Annotated in this window: 19 protein-coding genes; 9 read left to right on the top strand and 10 right to left on the bottom strand. The window is 60.9% G+C overall.

The annotated features are described in order from the left end of the window. Positions 1-271 precede the first annotated feature (271 nt). Together ACSQ3Z_RS34530 and ACSQ3Z_RS34525 are read left to right on the top strand one after the other, a co-directional pair. Positions 272-4,390, top strand: coding sequence for an alpha/beta fold hydrolase (locus ACSQ3Z_RS34530; RefSeq protein WP_436175602.1), 4,119 nt, complete (start codon positions 272-274; stop codon positions 4,388-4,390). Then, positions 4,387-6,069: an alkaline phosphatase D family protein gene (locus ACSQ3Z_RS34525; RefSeq protein ID WP_436175601.1), complete on the top strand. Its 1,683-nt coding sequence runs from the start codon at positions 4,387-4,389 to the stop codon at positions 6,067-6,069. Before ACSQ3Z_RS34530 ends, ACSQ3Z_RS34525 begins: the two co-directional genes overlap by 4 nt. Positions 6,070-6,781: 712 nt before the next feature. Here ACSQ3Z_RS34525 and ACSQ3Z_RS34520 read toward each other — a convergent pair. Next, positions 6,782-7,393 carry a GNAT family N-acetyltransferase gene (locus ACSQ3Z_RS34520; RefSeq protein WP_436175600.1) on the bottom strand — a complete coding sequence of 204 codons (612 nt, stop codon included), beginning with the start codon at positions 7,391-7,393 and terminating at the stop codon, positions 6,782-6,784. Positions 7,394-7,586: 193 nt separating this feature from the next. Next, positions 7,587-8,762 carry a LacI family DNA-binding transcriptional regulator gene (locus ACSQ3Z_RS34515; protein WP_436175599.1) on the bottom strand — a complete coding sequence of 392 codons (1,176 nt, stop codon included), beginning with the start codon at positions 8,760-8,762 and terminating at the stop codon, positions 7,587-7,589. Between the two features lie 62 nt (positions 8,763-8,824). Here ACSQ3Z_RS34515 and ACSQ3Z_RS34510 point away from each other — a divergent pair, with 62 nt between their 5' ends. Both ACSQ3Z_RS34510 and ACSQ3Z_RS34505 read left to right on the top strand, forming a co-directional pair. Beyond that, positions 8,825-9,154 (top strand): MoaF-related domain-containing protein, encoded by a 330-nt coding sequence (locus ACSQ3Z_RS34510; protein WP_436175598.1) that lies wholly within the window; start codon positions 8,825-8,827, stop codon positions 9,152-9,154. Between the two features lie 111 nt (positions 9,155-9,265). After that, on the top strand, positions 9,266-9,661 hold the full coding sequence (locus ACSQ3Z_RS34505) for a hypothetical protein (RefSeq protein ID WP_436175597.1): 396 nt from the start codon (positions 9,266-9,268) through the stop codon (positions 9,659-9,661). Between the two features lie 573 nt (positions 9,662-10,234). Here the strand turns inward: ACSQ3Z_RS34505 and ACSQ3Z_RS34500 are convergent. The 4 genes from ACSQ3Z_RS34500 to ACSQ3Z_RS34485 form a co-directional block, all read right to left on the bottom strand. After that, positions 10,235-10,702 (bottom strand): DUF3363 domain-containing protein, encoded by a 468-nt coding sequence (locus ACSQ3Z_RS34500; protein WP_436175596.1) that lies wholly within the window; start codon positions 10,700-10,702, stop codon positions 10,235-10,237. 848 nt (positions 10,703-11,550) lie between these two features. Continuing rightward, positions 11,551-12,288: a FadR/GntR family transcriptional regulator gene (locus tag ACSQ3Z_RS34495; RefSeq protein WP_436175595.1), complete on the bottom strand. Its 738-nt coding sequence runs from the start codon at positions 12,286-12,288 to the stop codon at positions 11,551-11,553. Positions 12,289-12,370: 82 nt separating this feature from the next. Beyond that, complete coding sequence (locus ACSQ3Z_RS34490) at positions 12,371-12,508, bottom strand: hypothetical protein (protein ID WP_436175594.1); 138 nt, start codon at positions 12,506-12,508, stop codon at positions 12,371-12,373. Further along, entirely contained in the window at positions 12,505-13,284 is a 780-nt protein-coding gene (locus tag ACSQ3Z_RS34485; protein WP_436175593.1) for a creatininase family protein, read from the bottom strand. Before ACSQ3Z_RS34485 ends, ACSQ3Z_RS34490 begins: the two co-directional genes overlap by 4 nt. Before the next feature lie 199 nt (positions 13,285-13,483). Between ACSQ3Z_RS34485 and ACSQ3Z_RS34480 the strand changes: the two genes are divergently transcribed. The 5 genes from ACSQ3Z_RS34480 (at position 13,484) to ACSQ3Z_RS34460 (ending at position 18,126) form a co-directional block, all read left to right on the top strand. Continuing rightward, a complete protein-coding gene (locus ACSQ3Z_RS34480; RefSeq protein WP_436175592.1) occupies positions 13,484-14,764 on the top strand; it encodes an ABC transporter substrate-binding protein in 1,281 nt (426 codons plus the stop codon). An 89-nt stretch (positions 14,765-14,853) separates the two neighbouring features. Then, positions 14,854-15,732 carry a carbohydrate ABC transporter permease gene (locus tag ACSQ3Z_RS34475; protein ID WP_436175591.1) on the top strand — a complete coding sequence of 293 codons (879 nt, stop codon included), beginning with the start codon at positions 14,854-14,856 and terminating at the stop codon, positions 15,730-15,732. A 1-nt stretch (position 15,733) separates the two neighbouring features. Then, positions 15,734-16,621: a carbohydrate ABC transporter permease gene (locus ACSQ3Z_RS34470; protein WP_436175590.1), complete on the top strand. Its 888-nt coding sequence runs from the start codon at positions 15,734-15,736 to the stop codon at positions 16,619-16,621. A 4-nt stretch (positions 16,622-16,625) separates the two neighbouring features. Continuing rightward, on the top strand, positions 16,626-17,042 hold the full coding sequence (locus ACSQ3Z_RS34465) for a RidA family protein (RefSeq protein ID WP_436175589.1): 417 nt from the start codon (positions 16,626-16,628) through the stop codon (positions 17,040-17,042). Between the two features lies 1 nt (position 17,043). Then, the gene (locus ACSQ3Z_RS34460) at positions 17,044-18,126 is read left to right on the top strand and encodes an ABC transporter ATP-binding protein (protein WP_436175588.1); all 1,083 of its coding nucleotides are present in this window, start codon (positions 17,044-17,046) and stop codon (positions 18,124-18,126) included. 201 nt (positions 18,127-18,327) lie between these two features. On the opposite strand, the gene ACSQ3Z_RS34455 is transcribed toward ACSQ3Z_RS34460, so the two are convergent. The 4 genes from ACSQ3Z_RS34455 to ACSQ3Z_RS34440 are packed head-to-tail and all read right to left on the bottom strand — an operon-like array spanning position 18,328 to position 22,591. Continuing rightward, the gene (locus ACSQ3Z_RS34455; RefSeq protein ID WP_436175587.1) at positions 18,328-19,326 is read right to left on the bottom strand and encodes a substrate-binding domain-containing protein; all 999 of its coding nucleotides are present in this window, start codon (positions 19,324-19,326) and stop codon (positions 18,328-18,330) included. A 42-nt stretch (positions 19,327-19,368) separates the two neighbouring features. Continuing rightward, positions 19,369-20,355: an ABC transporter permease gene (locus ACSQ3Z_RS34450; protein ID WP_436175586.1), complete on the bottom strand. Its 987-nt coding sequence runs from the start codon at positions 20,353-20,355 to the stop codon at positions 19,369-19,371. Next, on the bottom strand, positions 20,352-21,866 hold the full coding sequence (locus ACSQ3Z_RS34445; RefSeq protein WP_436175585.1) for a sugar ABC transporter ATP-binding protein: 1,515 nt from the start codon (positions 21,864-21,866) through the stop codon (positions 20,352-20,354). Before ACSQ3Z_RS34445 ends, ACSQ3Z_RS34450 begins: the two co-directional genes overlap by 4 nt. Then, on the bottom strand, positions 21,866-22,591 hold the full coding sequence (locus ACSQ3Z_RS34440) for a GntR family transcriptional regulator (protein ID WP_127851822.1): 726 nt from the start codon (positions 22,589-22,591) through the stop codon (positions 21,866-21,868). Before ACSQ3Z_RS34440 ends, ACSQ3Z_RS34445 begins: the two co-directional genes overlap by 1 nt. Between the last annotated feature and the right edge of the window lie 2 nt (positions 22,592-22,593).

Genomic DNA, 22,593 nt, shown 5'->3' with positions numbered 1-22,593 from the left:
CAGCAGCCGGGAATTCGACGGCCACCGGGCCATCCGCGCGAAGTGCGTGAATTCTACCGAGTAATTCCAGCGGCAGAAAACTCCCAAGTAGCTCGCAAGTACCCTTCATGGCTTCCTTCCCGCAGCCGTGCCTATAGTTTCAGGGAAGAGAACGGCATCACAGACCGCGCACTCCTTGGATGGAATGAATATCGCCCCAATACATTGCGTGACTTCCTGACATTACACCAAATTTCGCATATGATTGACCCCTAAATTGGGGGAGGTCCCAGTGCCTGTAAAAACCAACGCAGCGCCTGAGCTGCCACGCGCGACGGCTTGGCTCTCGCGCGGACTCGAGGCATTGGTCAACGATCTGCCGCGGATCGCTGATCCGCAAAGGACACCTGTCAAGGGCGAATACGACTTTGATGTCGTCATCGTTGGCAGCGGTTATGGCGGCTCGGTGGCTGCCGCTGAACTGAGCAGCTGCAAGGATGCGCAAGGCCAGCCATTGAAAATCTGCGTGCTCGAACGCGGCAAGGAGTACTTGGCCGGAATGTTCCCTTCGCGCTTGGCCGATCTGGCCGGCCACATCCGCTTTACCACGCCCGCCGCAGAGCGCCAGCGCGGGGTGCTCGATGGTCTCTACGACATGCGCTGGAGCGATGACGCTGCAGCCCTCGTCGCCTGTGGGTTGGGCGGGGGGTCATTGATAAACGCCGGTGTGATGGAGATGCCGCTGCCGCAGATATTCCACGAAGCGCGCTGGCCCACCAAGATACGCAGGGACACCCGGCTTGCAGAAACGGCTGAACGACTGCGCGCTTGGTTGGGAGCCCGGCCAATGGTTGCCACCAACCAGCCTTTCTTGGCCAAGACCGAGGCATTTGGAAGTTTGGCTGGTGGCAAGGCACGCCCCGCTCACATAACCGTCGCATCCGATTGCCACCCCAATTCCGCCGGGGTCGCGATGAGCGAATGTCGCCGCTGTGGTGACTGTGGCACTGGCTGCAACTACAATGCCAAAGAATCCCTCGACCTGAACTTGTTGCGCCTAGCTCAGCAAAGCGGAGTACGAATCGTCACCGGCGCCACCGTCCTGCGCGTTTCGCCGGCGGACGAAAGATGGCAGTTGGACGTCAATCACACAGATGCGCATCTTCGCGATAGCCAGCGTAAGCCGTTCGCTCTGCTGGCGAAGCGCGTGATCCTTGCAGCAGGCACGTTCGGCTCAACGGAAATTTTGATACGCTCGCAAGTTGAGGGGACAAGGTTCTCGGATCAGTTGGGGCGCAAATTCTCCGCCAATGGCGACATGCTCGTGATTGCCCACGACTTGGCGGCACGGGTGAACGCCGTAGCTGACGAAACTCAGGATCCAGTTCCAAACAATCCCGGCGAGCCTGGTGGTCGCGCGATCGGCCCGACAATAACGGCAATGCTCGATCTTCGCGAAGGCAATGCGGACACCGACTTGGTGATCCAAGATCTCGCGGTACCGGGACCGCTGCGCCGCTTGTTTGAGGAGAGCACCACCACATTCGATGTGCTCAATCGCGTGGCCGATGGCGACTGGACGAAGCATCAGCCAAATCCTTCGCGGGCCGACGACGCTGCCGTCAATCCTGCAGCCATCACGAACTCCTTGGTACTCGCCATGATCGGCCGCGACGACGCGGAGGGTGAACTGACACCGGGTGGACCAATACAAGACAATGCCGACGGGATGCTCACCGTGCGCTGGCCGGAATTGCGACTGGATCCCCGGTTGGAGAACCATCACACGCGCCTTGGCCGCCTACTTCGAGAGTCGGGATTGGGGGGGCGTCTAGTGAACAACCTGCTGTGGCGGCCATTGTCGGATAAGCTCGAATCCGTGTTCGGCCGCCAACGCGGCCCGCTGCTGACAGTACACCCGCTTGGGGGTTGCGCCATGGGCGACGACGTACGCCAAGGCGTTACTGATCATTGCGGCCGCGTGTTCGATGCCGCCGCGGCCGGGATCAAACGGACTCACGAAGGGCTGATCGTGCTCGATGGCTCGGTCGTGCCCACTTCTCTGGGCATCAACCCGGCGTTGACCATTGCCGTTCTGGCATTGCGAGCGATCACCGAACTCAAGGAGGAATGGCAACTGAGTGGCGGCCGTTTGACCAGCGCACCCGCCCTTCAGAACTCTCCTGGCGACGCACGGCCGGTGTACTCCACGCCGCGGACGAATCCTAAGCCTACGCGGACCAGCATCGAACTGACTGAACAAGTGCGCGGCAAGGTCCCTCTAGCAATACGTGGCAGCGGCCTGAAACCACACTTGGTCGAACTGACCCTGACCACCAAGCCGGTGGTCCTAGCCGATCTGTACACGCAACAACCGCCCAAGGGGCGCTGTTTGCCGATTGCAAACGGTCGGCTGCGCATTCTCCGTGAAGGAAAGGAATTCGACCCAGTTGCAGATCAAGCCTATGAAAGCGATATCGCACTTGAAGCCGAGATTTCGGGATCGCTCCGCCTGTTCGATCTCGAAGAATCGCGTCCTCTCCAACGAACGCTGCGCGCTGTCTTAGCCTGGGCAGTCAATCGCGGTATCCGCGACGTTGCTTACGGCTTGGTCCGACGCGGCCAGGAATGGTTGCGTCTCTTGCCGCCTGGCGGAGGGCCATCCCATGCCAAGTTGCTCGATATTCTGCACCTGTGCTCACGTGCGGGCGGGGTGCGCCTGATCGAATACGATCTGTACATCGACAAGGTTGTCGAGCCGGACGAACTCGACAAAGCCGTGAAAGTCGATGAGGGCGCGAGGTTCGACAGCTCTCTGTTCGCACAGAAGAAAATCAGAGCGGTGAAGCGGCTTAAGTATGCACGGGGCGCCAGCCCGTGGACGCAATTGCTGGAGATGTCTGTCGTGGCGTTCCCGCAAATGCGCAAGACCATCGTTGGCAAGAAACAACCGTCGCTGGAACTGAACAAGCGATACCTGGCGCGGCAGGGAGTGCCTTTGCTGCGAATAGTAGATCAGCAAGACCGCGTCGCGGCACTGGCAGATCTGGCTTCTTTCATCCTCTACGGCTTTCGCGTCGTGCTTCAGATACATGCGCTGAGTTTTCGCCGCCCCGACCCGCCATCGACGCGTGGACCACAACGGCTGCCCGGGGCAGTGCCGGGCCTGCCCACGCCGCAAATCGACTGGTTGACTTTGGACGACCAGCAAAGCCCGCAGATTCGCATTCGCCTGGCGCGCTATAACGGTAGTTCCGCAAAGGCGATCGAGAATGGCGTTCCGAAACGCCCCGTGTTGCTCATCCATGGCTACAGTGCGAGCGGCACCACATTTGCTCATGCTGCCGTACCCGGCAACCTCGCTCAAACACTCTGTGATGCTGGGCGTGATGTCTGGGTGCTCGATATGCGCTCGAGTTCGGGCCTGATTACCGCCACAGGCAGTTGGCCATTTGAGGCGATGGCGGAGGAGGACATTCCGATCGCCGTCCAACACGTGCTGGCTGTCACAGGGCAGGAAAAGCTCGATGTCGTCGGCCATTGCATGGGCGCGGCCATGTTCAGCATGGCGGTGCTTGGCGAGCACGATCGAAGGAACTTGCACAATAAGATCGGGCGCGTAGTGTTCTCACAAGTCGGACCGGCAATGCTTTTGAGCCCGGCGAATGTACTCGCCGCATATATAATGCGATATGTTCGTTATTTCCTTCAACTTGAAGACTATGTGTTTAGTCCGCATGGCGATATCCCGATCGCCGGTCAATTGCTTGACAGAGCGCTCTCGGCAATGCGGGTGCCGCCTGAAGAGTATCGGCGCGAGAACCCACTCTGGCCCCCCGGCAAGGCGACGCCTTGGGTGGGTACGAGGCATCGCATGGACGCGCTCTATGCACGCACCTTCTCGCTTAAGAACCTCTCAGACCTGGTGCTTGACAACATCGACGACTTCTTCGGTCCGCTCAGCGTCGAGACGGTCTCGCAGGTTATCCATTTCGCTGGCTTCAACACCGTGACCGATCGCGCCGGCATAAATCGCTATGTGCTGCCAGACCGAGTGAGGGATCGACTGAAGTTCCCGATGATGTCGATCCATGGAGCCGAAAACGGTTTGGTCGACCCCTCAACCCTGAGGCTGATGCGAAATATGCTCAGAGGGGCCGGCGTGCCGCATTTGAACTCATCTCTGCATGCGGTCGAGGCGGTGCAATCGGACGAAGAAATCAGGCATCTCATTGACAAAAGCCGCCAGCTCCTGGCGCTCGGCCAACCCTCCTATTTGACCTGGTGCATAGGAGGCCACGGTCATCAGGATTGCCTGATCGGTAAAGACGCCTCGTCGATTTGCGGCGTTATAGCGAAATACCTCGGGATGCCGGATATCTTGGGGCCATCCTTGGAGGATAAGCCATGACGAGTTCCCTCCCCTCCGAAGCCAGGGCGCCCGCCTTCGGGGTGCGCGTAGAGGTCGAGGAGGGCAAGATCCGAGTGCAAGCAGCCGATAGCGGAGGGCGAGGCTTCCCTCATGCAGCCTTCATCGTTCCCGTTCTCGCAAAGGGCGACCGGCTGCACAGGATCGATCCGCCGGCAACGAACTCTGGCGACGAGAAAGGCGATAGCCTCCCCGGGTATCATATTGATCAAACCGCATCTCCCTTCGTATTTGAAGTTCCGCTACACGAGTGGCCTAAAGCGGAGCAGGTTCTGGTCTTGCTGCTGTACATTCAGGCGCAGGGAATTGGCGGTTTCGCTCGGTTGCCGAAACTGCCCGATGTGGCGGGATCACCACCTGAAATTCCGGATACACGTCCGCACTTCGAGAAGGCGATGAGCGAGGCCGCCGAGGCTATCAGGGATGCGCTCGAGGCTGACACATTGGACGACTTGCGAGGTGGCCTGATCGTCCGCAGCCCTGGAAGATCGCACCGAAGCTACAGCTACAAGAACGCTGCCCGCACGGTATCGAACATTTCATTCGCTCTCGCCAGTTGCCAATACCCCAGTGATTTCCTCGACCACATGCCCGACGGCCAGCGTGCAACACGAGGGCCTGCAGATGCGTCTCTGCTCGCGCTCGGCGATCTTCTGGGCAAACGCGGCGCTCCGACGTTGCTGCTGCTGGCCGGCGACCAAGTATATATCGACGCTACGGCAGGTCTTTTCGACCCTAAGGTTGCCGACGACCGATTCCGAATACCCTACGAACGTCGGGGCCAGAGCCGCGGCGTGAAGGCGGTGATGCAGCGCTTGGATATGGTGGTTGAAATGATGCTCGACGACCACGAGATTCGCGACAATTGGGCAAATGACCCCGACCCGGCGATGCGCAAGGAAGATACCGTCATCAAGCCTGGGAAGCGGGCTTACTTCAGGTTTGGACGCGGCAAGACCGGGGTGCTGGAAAGGCGCCTGCCGGCACACATCTGGCGAGACGATTTCACCCACAAGGGTGTGCCATTCTTCCTTTGTGACACGCGCACCGAGCGTGAAGGACGGACGGTGTTGAACTGGAAAAAAGCGCGGATTATGGGTCCAACGCAATTCGAGAAACTTTGCGAATGGCTGACCAAGTCTGAACACGCCGAACTGCCCAAGTTTGTTCTCACACCCTCGGCTGTGCTGCCGCGCCGGCGGGAGGTGGCCGAGGATCCCACCTGTGCCTTGCGTTCCGACGCGTGGGACGGATACCCGGTCTCCATGCACGCGCTGCTCAGGTATGTGTGCGACAAGGAACTAAAGCGACTGGTATTCCTGTCGGGTGACGAGCACCTGAGCAGCCTAGTCACCGCCCGTATTACAAACAGCAAAACCGGCAAGCAGAGCATCCTGCATTCTATCCACAGTTCGGCGCTGTACGCGCCTTACCCGTTTGCGAACGGAGTTACCGATAATTTCCAAGCCAATGAGGCATTTTATTTTCCTGATCCTGTGAACGGGCCGTATTGTTGCGAGGTGCGGACAAGTTTCGCCCCTGACGACGGTTTCGCGCTTGTAACGACGCGCCGTCTCCGTTCGCGTTGGCGCCTGCATGTCAAGTTCCACCACAGCGGAGGCCTCAAGGAGAACGGAACCTTCACGCGCGACTTGGGCTAATAGCTGCATGGTGATGTTGTAAATTAAAGCCTCACTCAATTGTCCTGTCTGTACCAAGCATCGCCGGCACCCGCATCCCGATTGTTGAACCACGGTGCGGGTCGTCGCTGGTGCTCGGGAAGCGATGGAGTTACGCCAGAACTGCGCGAGATTGAGCAGCGGTTCGTCCCCTGCTCGAGCGCCTCTGCCCGGCCCTCCGGCGCAAGGGCGGAAGGCTTGCCCGACGGCGCTCCAGGTATATTAGCAATCTCTTGTGACTTCCCTCACATACAAATTTCCAGACTAGCGTATAACAGATGCGAGAATAGGCGCCGACAATGGTGACTTCGCAATCTTCGAGCAGTCGTAGACGGCTCAACGCAAACGCGATGGCTGTTCCGATCTGCGTACCTGCTTTCGAGCTCAATCCTATCGACATATCCCGCCAAGAGCGGAACGTCAGCGACCGCTCGGTCGGCTCCTGGTAGCTGCCGGTCCGCTAACGGCCCCTCAGCGGCCTTTCCGCACCTCGACTATCGCTCGCCGTTTAATTAGCCCAAAGAATTTAATCAGCCATAATCTCAACGAGTACAGTCCACCAGACATTAGAGAGTTCTAAAGGGCAATGGGTGGAATGATGCCGTTCGTCGCGGCGATGGGAATGAGCAAGTTGCGCCAGAAGCGGACCAGCGCTTGAACAAGTAGATTTCGGCCCTAATACATCAGTTTTGACTCATTTCGGTGCCCGAGTCATTGCCCAGAGCGTGGGCGCCCCCGCAAACGGATGCCCCTCCACGGCGATTACGAAGCCAAGCCGACGATAGAAGTCGTGGGTTCGCGGAAAGGGCGTTTCCAAATAGCATGGCGCGCGCGACCGGTCGGCGTTCTCCAATACCGGGGCAAGCAGGCGAGATCCAATGCCGCTACCTTGCATCTCAGGCTCAACACCGGTGAAGAAAAGGTACCAATGCGGCTCGGAGGGATGCCCGGATTCGAGCCCAGCGAAGCCTTCGAATAGGGCGACCGCAGCTTTTGGGTCGATCGCGCGTACCCGGTTTTCAGTCAGCGTTTGGCGCCTGAGGTCCCTGGCGGTCGACTGTCCAGCGTCTGGTGACCGCCAGACCGCCGCCGCCACAATCTTCTCATCCATCATGGCCGCATAGACGTGCCCAAACCTGATGTGCGCACGCACCACATCGTTAAAGAAGGCTCGGAACACCTCGGCGCGCCGGTTGGTTTCAGGAAAGTAATACGAGAAGATCGGGTCGGGCATGAATGCCCGCGTCAGCAGGGCAACTGCCTCTTTCACTCTGGTAAGTGGCAGCCGACCAATGACCAGTTCCACAACGTCGCCCCTGCTTGACCGCTGGCTCTTAAAACTCGGCAAAAGAGATTGTATTGACGCAGTTTGAAGGAGTCTATCCGGCCGAACTTCCGCTTGGGGTCATGGGCGTGAGTTCGGCCAAGGGCGAGCCAACGTCCGCCTCAGGGACGAAAGAGGTATTCCGCATCGGGTACCAAGCGTTAGATTTTCACCACTAGCTACGCGGTCGGGCGGTCGAACTCCGGACCACGAGCTCGACTGGCATGACGATTTGCCTGGCAGGACCGTTCGCGAACACCATGGCGGCGGCAAGCCGCCCCTTCCCGACAATATCCTGCGCTACGGTCGTAAGGGGAGGTGTGGTCCGTGCCGCTTCCGCGGTGCCATCGAAGCCGAGGACCGACACGTGCTCGGGTACCTTTATGCCGCGGCGGACCGCTTCGTCGAGAACGGTTATTGCCTGCCAGTCCGACATGGTCAGGATTGCCGTTGCTTCCGGAGCCCGATCGAATACGACCGAGCCGGCAGAGGGCTCCCCAGGGGTAGTCTCGATGATTGGCACATCATCAACCGACAGATCGAACTCCGCCAAGCCCTGAGCGAAGCCCTCGAGCCTTTCGTGGTCGAGTGAAAATCCGGCAGTGATCGTGCGCTTGCCCTTGCCAGGCTTATGGACGATCGGCGGTCCGGATGTACGCCGGATGGAAAGGATCGCAAAACTCCGATGCCCAAGATCAGCCAGGTGCCTGACCGCCATCATTGCGCCGCTCCGGCCGTCGATCCGGATCGAATTGACGTTCGGGCCGGCATCGCTTTCGAGAATTACGAAGGGTAGGCGCCGTCGCTGCGCGGAAGTAATCAAGTCGATGTCTGCACTGTGACCCAATATGAACCCGTCTACCAACGCCTCCCGGATCGTGGAGGTGCGCGTTGCATCCGTGCCGTTGATCAGGCTCAGCGTCGCGCCGACCTCGTCGCACACAAGCGACACTCCGAGCATCAGCTCTCGGAGATATGGACTTCTGATCATATCACTAATGGCATAGGCGCCCGGCGGCATGCATCCGATGGCGTTGAACTTGCCGTCACGCAACACTCGTCCTCGAGGGTCGGGGCCATCATACCCCAGCTGGTGTGCAGCAGCCTCGACGCGCTCACGCACATCGGACCTAACCCGGTCCGGGTGATTGAAGACGTTGGAGACGGTGCCCCGCGAGACTCCGGCGACCCGGCCGACATCAGCCAGGGTTGGCATTTTGGAACTGTTCATTTTCGATGAACTAAACCATTTTTTGGAGCGCTCCAAGTTTTTCTTGACTTTGTAGGACAAAAGGTAGAGTTTCGTGTTTGGAGCGTTCAAATCGACAGCAATGGCGGACTTTTCCGACATTCTGGGCCGTCAAGGTCCGGATCTAACTCTGCACGTGTGCGAATGCTGCCAAGGAGGATAGGATGACTGCGACCAAAGGTGCTTCGCTCACGCTCATCGGTGAGACTTTCGACTGCGCATTCGGCGCGTTCGTGCCGCGGCTGACGGTTCTGTCGTCGACGGAATTGCGCGTACAGGCCACGATAGGCGCGATCAAGATCGACGAGATGGTCCAAAGCGATCTGACGGCTATCCGCCCAGGTGTTTTCATAATGAGTTGGACCGAGCAGAGCGGCAATTTCGTCGTGCAGGTCCAGGATCACGAGAACAAGGTCGTTCACAATTATGCGCGGCTGGCAGATGGGCAGATTTTCTGCGCGCAAGGCGCGATTCAACCAGTGCCGGCGGTTTGAGATCGACCGCTGCCGGAACTGCCGACCCGCCCTATACAGGTATACAGGTCGACGTTGAGAAGATGCGACTATCCGCCCGTCAAAACATGGTTGCCCCCGATGGAGGAGAAAATGGCCATAACGACCGGTATCATCAACCAGATTGATCCAGCTCAATGGGATCCAGCGCTCGATGCGGTTGCGGCCGCGCCGGCCAATCACAAGGTGCTTTTCGAGAACGACAATTTGCGGGTGCTTGAAGTTACCCTGCTAGCTGATGAGGAAGAACCGATCCACCACCACCGCTGGCCTTCTATCTTCGTCTTCGACTCCGTCGGTGGGCCGATCCATGACATTTCCCCGGACGGGACCGTCTTGCCGGACAATCGCGACGTGATCCGGGCGGTCGAGGCGTGGGACGGCAAAGGGTGCCTTGTTGTCCATCCGATGGCCCCGCAGCCGGCCGGGCGAGTACTCAACAAGAGCGGCAAGCTCGTTCATGGCATCCGGATCGAGATGAAGTGCTAGTGCAGGCAGCCTCTGCCTCGTAGGCCTAGGCTCGGATCGTCTTCAGTGGGCGCGATCGATCGTGAAGATAAAGGTCCCGGGCCGGCTCCGGGTCAGTTCACGTCGATGTGGGGGCGCCTGAATGTCCGCTTCTCACATTCCAAACCTCGAAGCCGCAAGTCCGCTTCCGGCCCTTTTCGGCCGTTGCGCTCGGCCTCGCACTCTTCCGAACGTTGGCAACGCTGTCCGGGAACGCGAGGATAACTGGGGTCTCGACAGGGGTTGGCGAACAACCACTACCGCCGCCAAAAGCCGCGATGGGCCTCGCTTCAGATCGCGATTTGCGCCATGGCGGACATCGCCAGGCGCTATGATATTTGAGGGCGTTTTCTCATTTGCACGATCCAATAATAGGCAAGCCATGCGACCATGGTAACCAGATCAGGACGAGTAACAATGAAATCATTCAGATCCCCAATCCTCGCACTCGGCGCGTGCCTCGTTGCCACCATCGCGTTCGCAGCGGAGTCCTTGGCTCAAGCCAAGGAAGATCCATTCGATGCTGGGATCGCAGCTTATCAATCCAACGATCTTCTACTCGCCTTCAAAAAGTTTCGTGAGGCGGCTGTGGCAGGTCATGCTGATTCCCAATTCAATGTGGCTTTGATGTATGAGCAAGGCATCGGAGTTGAGGCCGCGAGCAGCGGCCATTTCCTTGCCGACGCGCGCGACCTCCTGGCGCTCCAGCGTGACAACAAGGTCGCGCGAGAAGGTGATGGTCCGGCTCGTCGCGTCGCGTTCGGCATGGCCCATCCTGACGAGCTGGGTAGCACGTTTGTCGAGAGCGTTGTCCACGTCGAGACCAAAGCCTGACCGGGCCACCGGCACAGGGTTCTTGGCCGTAAGCTCCCGATCGAGCCAGGTGGCGCCGTCGCTGCCGATCTGCGCGTCAAGATCGAGCGTCGAGAGCATGCGGATAGAGAAGCCCTTGCCGCGGCTACGGGCATCGTACGCGATGCCGCGCTCGGACAGGTCTTCCGGAACGCACCACTGAGCGGGCACGTGCGGCTTCGACCACTCGCGCCACGATCGGGTCGACTCCCGCTTCGCTCATCAGTACGCCAGGGCCGCTGCGGTCGTTCCACTCGGACTGGTGCAGCATGGCCGGGTCACGATCAGTCATACTGGCGAGCAGTCGGGCGCCATGGACGGTCTGCCGGGCAAGTTCCCGCGCCACGATCAACCGAATGGCGATTGCCTTCGAGCATTTTGAGGCTGTGGCCGACTTCAGAACCCGCCTAATTGCACGTCGTTGCCGCCGATTACCGCACGCACCGTTGCAAGGTCTTTCGAAACCGGGGGGCTTGAGCTACGTGTGACGGGTGCCATCAACGAGACGGAGAAAATTGACGAACGGGCCCAAAATCATTTTCTTGAAAACTCGTGGATTTATCCGACAACGCTCAATTCAAACTCGAAGAATTAAGCGTAACCTACTGATATGTAATAATTTGGTGGGCCCGGAGGATGTACCAACATCCTTGATTTTATTGGCTTTTTCGTGGGCCAGAATCGTCAACCTTCCCGCATTGTTCCGTACGGTCCCGCGCCCGATGACGGCAGCGTAGCTGTCACCACAACTCTGTAGCACTTCGGATTAAATCGCCGGCCGCATCGCCTTCAACCGCCTTGGAGAAGCCCTCTCTCCGACAACTGGAAGGCCGGAGATGCTCTGGCGGTACTGCAAAAAGCACAGCAAGCAACGGAAAGCTACTCGCTGACACCTGAAATCCCTGGCTTTCGCCCCTGAGCGGGTCCCATCTGATGCTGGACCCATCAATTCCGGCTGGTCGAGGGCAGCGGCTTCAACAGGAACGGCGACCGATCGATCCCATCGGCTCTGTAACGGCTTACTGCCAGATGTTGACCGTGGCGAGCGAGCGCATCAGATGGTCGGAGACCAGCTGCTCGGCGCGCGCCGCATCGCGGGCGGCGATCGCGTCGACGATGAGCTGCAAGTCCTTGTGGGTCTGCTTCCGCACCGGCTCCGGCGCCGGCTTATCGGTGTTGCGGCCGTCGAAATGAACCGCCCGCCGCTCGTTCAAAATGCTGTTCATGATCTGCACCAGAAACTTGTTCTTGGTGCTGGCGAACATCTGCCGATGCAGCGCGTAGATGCTCTCCTTGAAATCCTCCCAACTGGGCGCGGAGACGATCTCGCCTAGGGTTCGCCGCATCTCCGAGATCTCGTCGTCGTCGACACGCGTCACGACGAGGTGCATCATCGCCGGCTCGAACAGCAGCCGACCTTCGACGATTTCGGCAAAAGAAGGGACCGCCTCATGGCTCGCGGCATTGGTCTGGTCCATTCGGCTGAAAACGTCGTGCGCATCGTCGGCCAGAAACGTGCCGCTGCCGACCCGCCGGTGCACAAGCCCCTGCCGTTCCATCATGGCTAGAGCGCTGCGGACGGCGGTGCGGCTGGTCCCGAGCTGTTGGGCGAGCTCGCGCTCGTTGGGCAGTTTTGCACCGGGGACCATGAGGCCATCCTTGATGCCGCGCAGCAGCGAACGGTAGACGAGCGACGGCGTCGCCCGGTCGTTGGTGGCTATTGCCGTCAGTTCCGGCGGTGCTGCGGAGTACGCCATCGAAGGTCAGGTCCCGTGAAACACTTGGCAAGAAGCAGAATCAGTCAACACAAGTCAACCATTCGTGCGCAATCTGGAGCAATCAGCACTCGACATCAACGGGCAGGCCCGCTTCAACCGATCCAGCAAGCGCGTCGGACAGATGCTCAGCATAGATCAACGCATGGCGCAGGCCGAAAGAGCCAAGCCCAATCACACCGACCTCAAGGCGCTGGATCATTTGGGCGATTCCGGAATCCGCCAGCCACGAAAGTCCTCGATGAAGGCGCAGAGCGCGCCGACGACAGCTTCGAAGAAGGCCGAACCCGCCTCCGGGCTGGCGAGGAGAGGGTCGCCGAGCGTGCCCGTTGGCGAGAGGTCCGCAAAATCATGATAGGTGCGGATCGCCGATGACCCCAAAAGATCGGTCGTCAGATACGCCGATCCAGGATCCGGATAGGTCGCGTCGGCCTTTTCGATCCTCACCAGATCGGGGCGCAGATGCTGGACCATCGCGGTCTCGAATTCGCAGGCATGGCCCAAGCCGCCGGGCTCCGATCGCCTCAGTTCCGCGATCGCCTGACGTGCCAGATGGAAATAGGTGAGTGCGGCGATCCTGGCGGCCCCGTAGTGCCGATATCCGAGCGTGGACGCCAACAGATCGATGACGCCGGCATTTCCGCCGTGGCCGTTGACGATCAGGATGCGGCGGAAACCGTGCTGCACCAGCGAGGCGACGACGTCCTCCGCCACCGCGATCAGCGTTTCGGCCCTCAACGTGACACTGCCGGGGAAACGCATGTGGTGCACCGAGAAGCCGAACCAGGGTGGCGGCAGCACCACGGCGTCGCGGGCTCGTTCCGCCGCCGCCAAGGAAACGGCATGGGCGAGCATGGTGTCGGTACCGAGTGGCATATGATTGCCGTGCTGCTCGACCGAGCCCAACGGTAGCATGACCACGGTGCGCTCCCGATCAAGCGATGCGACATCCGGAGAGCTCAGTTCTTCCCACCGCATTTGATCCATCTCCTAAAGTCGGACGGCGCATCATCGAAAATCCTGGCGCGCTTACGTCTCCAAAGCCATTCAAAAAGGTTGCAATTGATCATGATCGGTTCATATTGTCCAACCGCAAAGCCCTGAGTCAACGACCATTTGATGGTTGCGCCGGCGGATCAAGGCTCGAAGGTGCGCCGAGGCGAAGGGAGGAGTCTCGATGAAACTCTGTAAGCTGTTGGCCGCTGCAGTGCTGGTTTCCGGCGCTTTCTTGACGAATCCGACCCTGGCCGAGGACATCACGCTGGAGTTCGTGGTCTGGAACTATTCCCTTGAAACCATTCAGGACAACGTCAAGAAGTTCGAGGCAACCAATCCGGGTATCAAGGTAAAGGTCACCGACTACACCTGGCCGGACTATCAGGACAGCCTCGTCCTGCGCTTTCGTGGCGGTACACCCACCGATATAATCTATGGCGGTCAGGATTGGTTGCCAGCCTGGGCCGCAGCCGGATTTGTGGCGCCGCTGGACGACATCGCGCCGGCAGGCGCGGTGGACGACCTGAAGAAGGACATTGCCGGCTTTGCCTCGAGCGACATGACCTACAAGGGCAAGCTCTACGGCCTGCCCTATTACGCCGATACGATCTCCTTCATCTATAACAAGAAGATCCTTCAGGATAAGGGCATCGCCGTGCCCAAGACCTGGGAGGAGGTAACCGCGGCTGCCGAAAACCTCAAGGCTGGCGGCATGGAGCATCCGATCTCCTATGAATACAACCAAGAGCTCCCGAACTTCTTCGACGCCTTCGTGGCGCAGGCCTACGGCCGCGGCACCGAACTCTTCGATGCAGAGCAGAAGGCCGTTTTCGACAATCCGGAGAACGGAGCCTACAAGCAACTGCAGTGGCTCGCCGACGCCTTCTCCAAGGGGCTGGTGCAGCCGGAAACGCATGAGACGAAGATCATCCTGGCGATGAACACAGGCCAGCACGCCTTCACCGTCGTCTTCAACTATGTGCTGGCGGCGATGAACAACGCGGCCGACCAGCCGCTTGCCGGCCAGTTCGCCCTGGCGCCTATGCCGGGCGAGAGGCACACCACTCTCGGCTTCGCGAAATTCTATGCGGTGACGGCGAAGACGGCGGCCGATCCGTCACGCGCCAAAGCCGCCTGGAAGTTCATCAACTTCATGGCCGGTAAGCCCTATACGGTTGCCAGGCGATGGGCTGCCGAGAAGGGGCTCGGTTTCGGGCAGCTTCCGCTGTTCGAGGAGCGAACCGTTATTGCTGCCTGGAGCAAGTGGATTGACGTGCCCACGCTGAAGGAACAGGTCGCGACGGCGCGAGCCGGAACCTGGACCGAGTGGAGCGCGCAATGGTCCGCCTATTTCCGTCCGCTGCTCGCTAAGGCGATGGTTGGCGAGGCACCCGTCGAGCAGGTCATGAAGGACGGTGCCGAACGCTGGAACCAGATGCGGGAACAGTTCGCCAGTCGCTAGGTTCGCAACGAGCGGCGAGCTGCCGATAGCGGCCGCTCGCCGCGTCATCAAAAGCTACGTTGGCAATTATTGATCTGGCGGACCTGCCCATGTGGACCATGCAACGTTTCCCGGCCTCCTGGCTCTTGCCGGCGCTGCTGCCGGTGGCGTTGATGACGATCTACCCGATCGCGTATGCGCTGTGGACCAGCCTGCACTCGGTCCTGCTGCTCTTCCCAGACACACCGTTTGCGGGGATCGACAATTATGTCCGGGTGGTGACGAGCGAATATTTCCTCGATGCGCTTTACAATTCCCTGATCTTCAGCGTCATCGCTGCTCCGATGGTGGTGGTGCTTGGCACCCTGACCGCCCTGCTCCTCCAGCGCAGGTTCTTCGGCTCGCAGATTGTCCGCTCGATCGTGCTCCTGCCGTGGGTCCTGCCGGGAGCCGTCAGCGCCGTGCTGTGGATCTGGGTATTCCACCCGAGCTTCGGCGTGCTCAATGGCGCGCTGCGCGCGATGGGCCTGATCGACGGCTCCATCCCATGGCTCATCTCGCCGAAGCTCGCGCTGATCTCGGTTGTGTTGGCACATGTCTGGACGCAGATCCCATTTGCCGTGGTGCTCATCATGGCGGCGCTTTCGGTTATCAATTCCGAAACTCTTGAAGCCGCGGCGATCGATTGCCGCAGTCCGGTCAGGCGTTTCCGCTATGTGATCTTTCCCGAGATCAAGCCGATGGTCGTCGTCCTTTTGATCTACAATGCCCTGACGGCCTTCACGACCTATGACCTGGTCTACGCCATGACCGGCGGCGGTCCCGGGACGGCCACCACGCTCCTGTCCTTCCAGATCTGGAAGGAAAGCTTCTCGATGTATGACTTCGGCGCGGGCTCGGCGGTCGCCTTCATCGTTGTGGCAATCTCGGCCGTGATGATCCTTGCAATCACGCGCGCCCTGCCTTCCGACCTGTTCGGAGGCGACTGAGATGCCCGGCCGCCGCTATCCGGCACTCACCTTCCTGTTCGCGTCGCTGGTCCTGCTTTTCGCCGGCGGACCGGTGGCGCTTTCGCTCTATGGAAGCCTTGTCCCCGACCGCATCCTGCTCGATCCCAACCGGAGCGTGCTCTCGGATGGGCCGAGCCTTGAGAACTACCGCTATGTCTTCACCGGCGAGCTTCCGGCCTCCTACCGCCAGGAGAGCGCCAACCGTGCAATGATTTCGGACGCCGCCCGCCAGGTGCCGCGCAGCCTTATCAACTCGTCGATAATCGCGCTCAGCGCGATGCTGCTGAACATGCTACTCGGCGCGCCAGCAGCGTTCATCTACGCGCGCCATGCGTTTCCAGGAAAGAAGCTTAGCTTCATGTTCCTGATCCTTGCGCCGCTGGTTCCCGCTGTGGCGCTGGTCACGCCAATCTACATGATGCTCGAGGGTTTGGGACTGACCGGAACCCGGACTGGAATCATCCTCGTCCACACGGCCAGGGCGCTGCCCTTTACCGTGCTGATCTTGTCCGTATTCTTCCGCAAGATACCGCAGGACCTTTTCGAAGCCGCGGTCCTCGACCACTGCAGCCGCCTCCAGGCGTTCCTGCGCATCGCGCTGCCGCTCGCGCTGCCGTCGATCGGCGCAACCGGCCTCTTCGCCTTCATGCTCTCCTACTCCGAATACATGTTCTCGATGGTGTTGTCGGGCGACGCGAGCACCCGGCCGGTGTCGGTCGTGATGGCGGCTCTGGCGCGTAACACGGACGTTTCCTGGAGCCTGCTCAACACGGCGATCTTCCTCGCGATCGTCCCGACCCTCGTGCTGGTTGTGCTCGTGTGGCGCGTTGTCGTCGAAGGGCTGCTCGGCGGCGCAGTCAAGGGGTAGCGTCATGGACCAGGGAATCGACGACGAAGTCCGGCATCTGCTCAAGACCCGCCCGCGCGATGCGACACAACATGTGACCGCCGGGCCCTATTCACCGGTACTGCAGATCGACGCCCGCCACCTCGTCGTCATTTCTGGCCAGGTCGCGGTCGACATAGACGGCAATGTGGTGGGCGACACGATCGAGGAGCAGGCGGCCGCGACGCTGCGGAACTGCGAGAACCAACTGGCGACCGCCAATTGCGGCCTGCGCGACGTCTTCAACGTCCACATCTACCTCTCCGATCTCGGCCATTGGGCGCGCTTCAACGCGGTCCATGAAAAGGTGATGGTGACCGCGCGCACCGTCGCGCAGTCCGTCCTGCTGCCCGGCTTTCTGGTGGAGATCGAAATGTGGGCCGTCGCTGCGAAGGGATCGTGACTTGGCGTCAGTGGAGCTGAAGAATGTTTCAAAGAGCTTCGGCAAGGTCGAGGCAGTGCGCGATGTCTCACTGATGATTCCCGACCGCGAGCTCATCGTGTTCCTCGGCCCGTCGGGCTGCGGCAAGTCGACCTTGCTCAGGATGATCGCCGGCCTGGAATCGGTCAGTTCGGGCGAGCTCAGCATCGGCGGCAAGCCGATGAATGAGGTGGCAGCGGCCGACCGCGGCATCGCCATGGTGTTCCAGTCGTATGCGCTCTACCCGCATATGAACGTAGCCGAGAATATGGGCTTTGCCTTGAAGATGCTCGGCACGGATAAGGCCGAGATCGACCGGAAGGTCGCGGAAACGGCGGCCATATTGCAGATCGAGGAACTCCTGGGGCGCCGGCCGCGCGAGCTCTCCGGAGGCCAGCGCCAGCGGGTCGCAATCGGCCGCGCGATCGTGCGGAAGCCCGACGTCTTTCTCTTCGACGAGCCGCTGTCCAATCTCGACGCCGATCTGCGTGCGCAGATGCGTGTCGAGATAGCACGGCTCCACAGGCAGCTCGAGACGACCATGATCTACGTGACGCATGACCAAGTAGAGGCCATGACGCTGGCGGAGCGCATCGTTATCCTGGACAAGGGCCGGGTCGTGCAGGAAGGCGCGCCGCTCGATCTCCATGAGCGGCCGGCCAACCGTTTCGTCGCAGGCTTTCTCGGCCAACCGAAGATGAACTTCCTGCAAGTCGTCGTGGAACGGGCGAGCGATGCCGTCGGTTTCCGTCTGGCGGCGAACGGCCAGCCGCTTTTTTCCATTCGCGAAGCCTTGCGCCTCCCGTCAGGCGAAGCTGCGGAGATCGGCGTGCGCCCCAATGCCATTTCGCTCGCCGACAATGAGGGCATCGCGGCCGAGACCGTCCTCGTCGAGCGGCTCGGCGGCACAAGCTTGCTCTATCTCAAGATCGACGGCCTGCCCCAGCTCGTGACAGTGGAACTACAAGGCAAACCGCCGATGATGATCGGCTCGTCTGTCCGCTTCCGCTTCGACCCGGCCGACGCTCATGTTTTCGACGGTCAGGGGCGTAGCTGTAGGCTCTAGAAGATAATCGTACAGACAGCTCTTTCGGCTTCGCTCCAGATCGTCCGGCCTAGCTTCGTCAGCGGCGTCACTATCCAGCCCCACGCGAGGGCGTTGATCCTGATTCCGTCCGGAGCCTAGGCCATCTCGAGTGACCTGGTCAGCGGTGTTATACCCCCATCGCCCACCGGACCGCGGAGGGTCCGCGGCCCGGCCTGTCGCTCAGTGCTTGAATTGGGCGACGTTATCCTTGGTGAGGCGCATCACGCCAGTCTCAACCTTTTCCGGCAAGGGGTTGACGCCGGCCGCCTTGTAGTCCGGCACGACCTTCATTCCGTCGGTGTTCAGCCAATGAAGCAGATGCACGGCGAGAAACGCTTCGACATAGGATTTTTGAACGACGGCGCCGACGATAGTTCCGTCCTCGATGTAGGAAAGCATGTCGTCGTTCCGGTCCATGGCGACGATCTTGACCTGGCCTTGGCGGCCGGTCTCATTCACCGCGATGGCAGCACCTTTGCCGCTGTCGCCGTCGGTGCCGCCGATACCGACCACGTCAGGGTGAGCGAGGAGTGACTGGCTGTAGGCTGTGGGAGCATAAGACGGATCCGCCTTATCGTTGACCACGTCAACCACTTCGATTTCAGGCGCGGACTTCTTGAAGTAGGCCTTGTAACCTTCGACCCGCTCCAGAACCGAAGGCGCGGGGAACGAACCCAGGATCACCTTGCCTTTGCCGCCGATCGCCTCAGCAAGCATCTTGCCCCCGACCTTGCCGGCTTCGAGGTTCGAGATACCGAGATACACGGCGCGCTTGGTGCCCGGCGCATCGCCGATGATCATGGCGACCGGAATTCCTGCATCGACGGCCCGGTCGATGCCGGCTGCAAGCGAGGCCGCGTCGCCAGGAAAGATCAGGAGGCCGGCCGGCTTCCGCGCGATCAGCTCATCGAGTTGCCGCGCCTGGGCGACGGTGTCGAAGTCGAGCGGGCCAGTGAAGCTCGTCTTGATGTTCAGCGATCTAGCGGCGTCCTCGAGAGCTTTGCGGTGGTCGACCCAGAACGGCACCTGCGTGACGATGGAGAGAAACACGTATTCCATGCCCTCGCCCTGGGCGAGCGCTTCATCGCTGAATTGGGGTACGAGGCCGAGTCCCGTCCCGGCAAGGCCAATGCCGCCGAGCTTCATCAGGCTGCGGCGGTCGAGATTGAGTGTCGTCATCAGTTTCCTCCCTTCTTCGGTTGGGGCCCAGTGGGCCCTGGCTTAATCGTCGCCGCGGCGCACCAGCATGTCGAGCGCAACGGCCACGACAAGAACGGCGCCGGTGACGATCATCTGCCAGTAGATCGACACGGCGAGCATGGTCATGGCGTTGTTGATCAAGGCGACGAAGACGACGCCGAGAAACGCACCCAAGACGGTGCCCTCCCCGCCGCGCAGGCTTGCGCCGCCGATCACGGCGGCTGCGAGCACCTGCAATTCGAGCGCGTTGCCGGCCGTAGGCGTACCGCTCATCAGCCGCGAGGCGAGGAGGACGCCGGCAAGCGCGGCGAGCAGACCGCTCAGCATGTAGGCGAGCGTGCGGACGCGATCGACGGCCAAACCGGACAGACGCGCCGCCTTCTCGTTCGAGCCGATGTAGTAGAGTTGCCGGAAGAAGCTTCCATGCCGCATGGCGAGGTCAAAGACGACCACCAGTGCGAGCGCTACCCAAAGAAGAAACGGCAGGCCGAGAATCTCGGCGCGGCCGGCCCACCCGAAGGCCGGCGGTAGATTGCTGAGCGAGAATCCTTCGGTCAGCACCAAGGCGATCCCGCGGGCGATCGACATCGAGCCGAGAGTGGCGACCAGGGGATTGACACCGATCCTGGTGACGACGATGCCGTTGGCAAGGCCGATGATGACGCCAAGAGCAAGCGCACCAAGAATCGCCAGCGGGATGGAGGCGCCGCTTAACAGAAGAAGCGCCGTCACGGTGCTCGCTAGCGCCAGCACCGAGCCGACCGAGAGATCGAATCCACCAGAGACCAGGAGCACCGTCATGCCCACAGCGATGATCACGGTCGGCGCCATGCCGATGGCTATCGCCCGGAAGTTCGCCAGCGACAGGAAGACCGGCGAAGCCAGCGACATTCCGACGATGATCGCAACGATAAGAACCAGGAGCGTCAACTCGCGCGTCTCGACGAAGCGCCGAAGGACACGGCTGCCGACACGCGAAGGCCACCGACCGACCTCGTCGACGCTCATGCCGCCTCCCCTTCGCGCTTGTGACCGATGCCGGAGGCAAGAGCCATTACGCTCTCTTCCGTTGCCAAACGTGTCGGGAGATCGCCGACGATCTGTCCCTCTCGCATGACGACGATCCGATCGGAGATGGTGAAGAGCTCCGGGAGGTCGGAGGAGATCAAGAGAACCGCCTTACCGGCAGCAGCGAGGCGGCGGATTTCCTTGTGGATCTCCCTTTTCGCTTCGACGTCGACGCCCTTGGTCGGCTCGTCAATCACGACGATCGCCGGGTCGCTCGCAAGCCACTTCGACAGCATCAGTTTCTGCTGGTTGCCGCCGCTGAGTTTTCCAGCCGCCGCCGCAAGGCTCGGCACTCGTATCCGGAAGCGTTCGACCGCCCTACCCGCCGCCGCCGTCGCCGCCGCCCTCTCAATCCAACCGAGCCGCGCAAAGCTGCGAAGCGCAGTCACGACGAAATTATCGGTGACCGACATCGACAGGAACAGGCCTTCCGCTTTGCGATCGTCCGGCACATAGGCGATGCCGCGGGCCATCGCGTCGCGGAGACCACGCAGGCGCGTCGGACGGCCCTTGATCTCGATCGCAGTTCCTCCAGACGGCTGCCGCAGGCCGACGAGGCTGCGTGCAAGCTCGCTGCGGCGCGATCCCATCAGGCCCGCGAGACCGACGACCTCACCGAACCGTATTTCAAGCTCCAGATGTCGAGATTTGCCCTTGGCTCCGTTGCCACGGACTGCAAGCGCCACCGGACCCGGCACGAGCGCCGTCTCGGCTGCGAAGATTTCGAGGTTCCGGCCGACCATGGCGCGCACGACGTCGTCGATGCAAGTCTCCGGCACCGCGCGCGTGGTCATCCTTCGGCCATCGCGTAGCACGGTGACGCGGTCGGCGATCCGGAAGACCTCGGCCATGTGATGGCTCACATAGACGATGCCGATGCCCCGGGTCTTAAGCCGAGTGATGATGTCAAACAGCACTGCGACCTCATCGGAGGTGAGCGCCGAGGTGGGCTCGTCGAGGAGAAGTATGCGAGCGTCGAGCGACAGCGCCTTGGCAATCTCGACGAGCTGGCGCGTGCCCGCGGGCAAGCGGTCAACCGGGCGACCGACATCGATTTCGATGCCGAAGGGGGAGAGGATCTGCTGGGTCCGCCGCCGGAGCTCGCTCCAGCGTATGACCCCGCAGGCCGTCGGAGCTCGGCCGACAAAGACGTTCTCGGCGACCGTTAGGGCCCCGGCGAGGCTAAGCTCCTGGAAGACTGTGCTGATGCCGAGCGCCTGCGCTCTGGATGGGTCGTCAATGGTGACCGCCCGCCCGTCTATGTTGATCGTACCCTTGTCGGGCGCGACCACACCGGAGAGGATGGCGAGGAGTGTCGATTTCCCGGCACCATTTTCGCCGACAAGCGCATGCACCTCGCCCTGCCTCAGATCGAAATCGACGTCGCCAAGGGCCCGCGTCGTGCCGTACCACTTCGTGATGCCGCTGAGCTCGAGGAGCGGTGCCGCCATCAGCTCGCCTCCGGAATTCCTTTATCCGCGGCGGCAATGTCCTCGATTCCGTTGGAATAGGTCTCGCGCGTCCGTCCGATATGGATATCCAGAACCGCTATCGTTGCGTCTGCGTCGCCACGCCGGATGGTGTCGAGCATCTGTCGATGCTCCTGGAACGACAGCTTCGTGTGAAGCGGCTTGCCGGCAAGGTGGGTCCGGAGCGCTGCGATCTTGCCGACATAGCGCGCATAGCTGTCGCGGAGATAGCTATTGCCGCAGTGCTCGAAGAAGGCCGCGTGATAGCGGGTGTCCAGGGACAGATAGAGCCGCTGGTCGCCCTGCCGCTGCGCGGCTGCCATGCCGCGCACGATGTCTTCAAGCTCCGCCGCGAAGCCATCCGGGCCGCGCGCGATGGCGAGCCTCAGCGCCGCCGTTTCTACCGCACTCCGGAATTCACAGATCTGATGAACCTCGCGAGCGCTCAGCGTGAAGACGAAGGCGCCGCGCTGCGGATAGATCAGCACCAGGCCCTCGGCGCGGAGCTGGGCGAGCGCCTCTCTGACGGGAGTCTTCGACACGCCGAGATCGTCGGCGAGCTGACGTTCAGAGAGAGGCTGACCCAACGCGAGGTCACCGTGGACGATCGACTCGCGGAGCTGGTGGAGCACGGTTTCCGCAAGCGATTTGGGTCGCTTGATCCTGGCGACGGGAAGCCGGCCGCTGATTTTGGTATTGCCTGCCATCT

Origin of the sequence: Mesorhizobium sp. LjNodule214 (genome assembly GCF_964252735.1) — a bacterium.
Classification (GTDB): Bacteria; Pseudomonadota; Alphaproteobacteria; order Rhizobiales; family Rhizobiaceae; genus Mesorhizobium.
The sequence above is the reverse complement of the archived record's forward strand: the minus strand, read 5'-3'. Positions and strand labels throughout refer to the sequence as shown.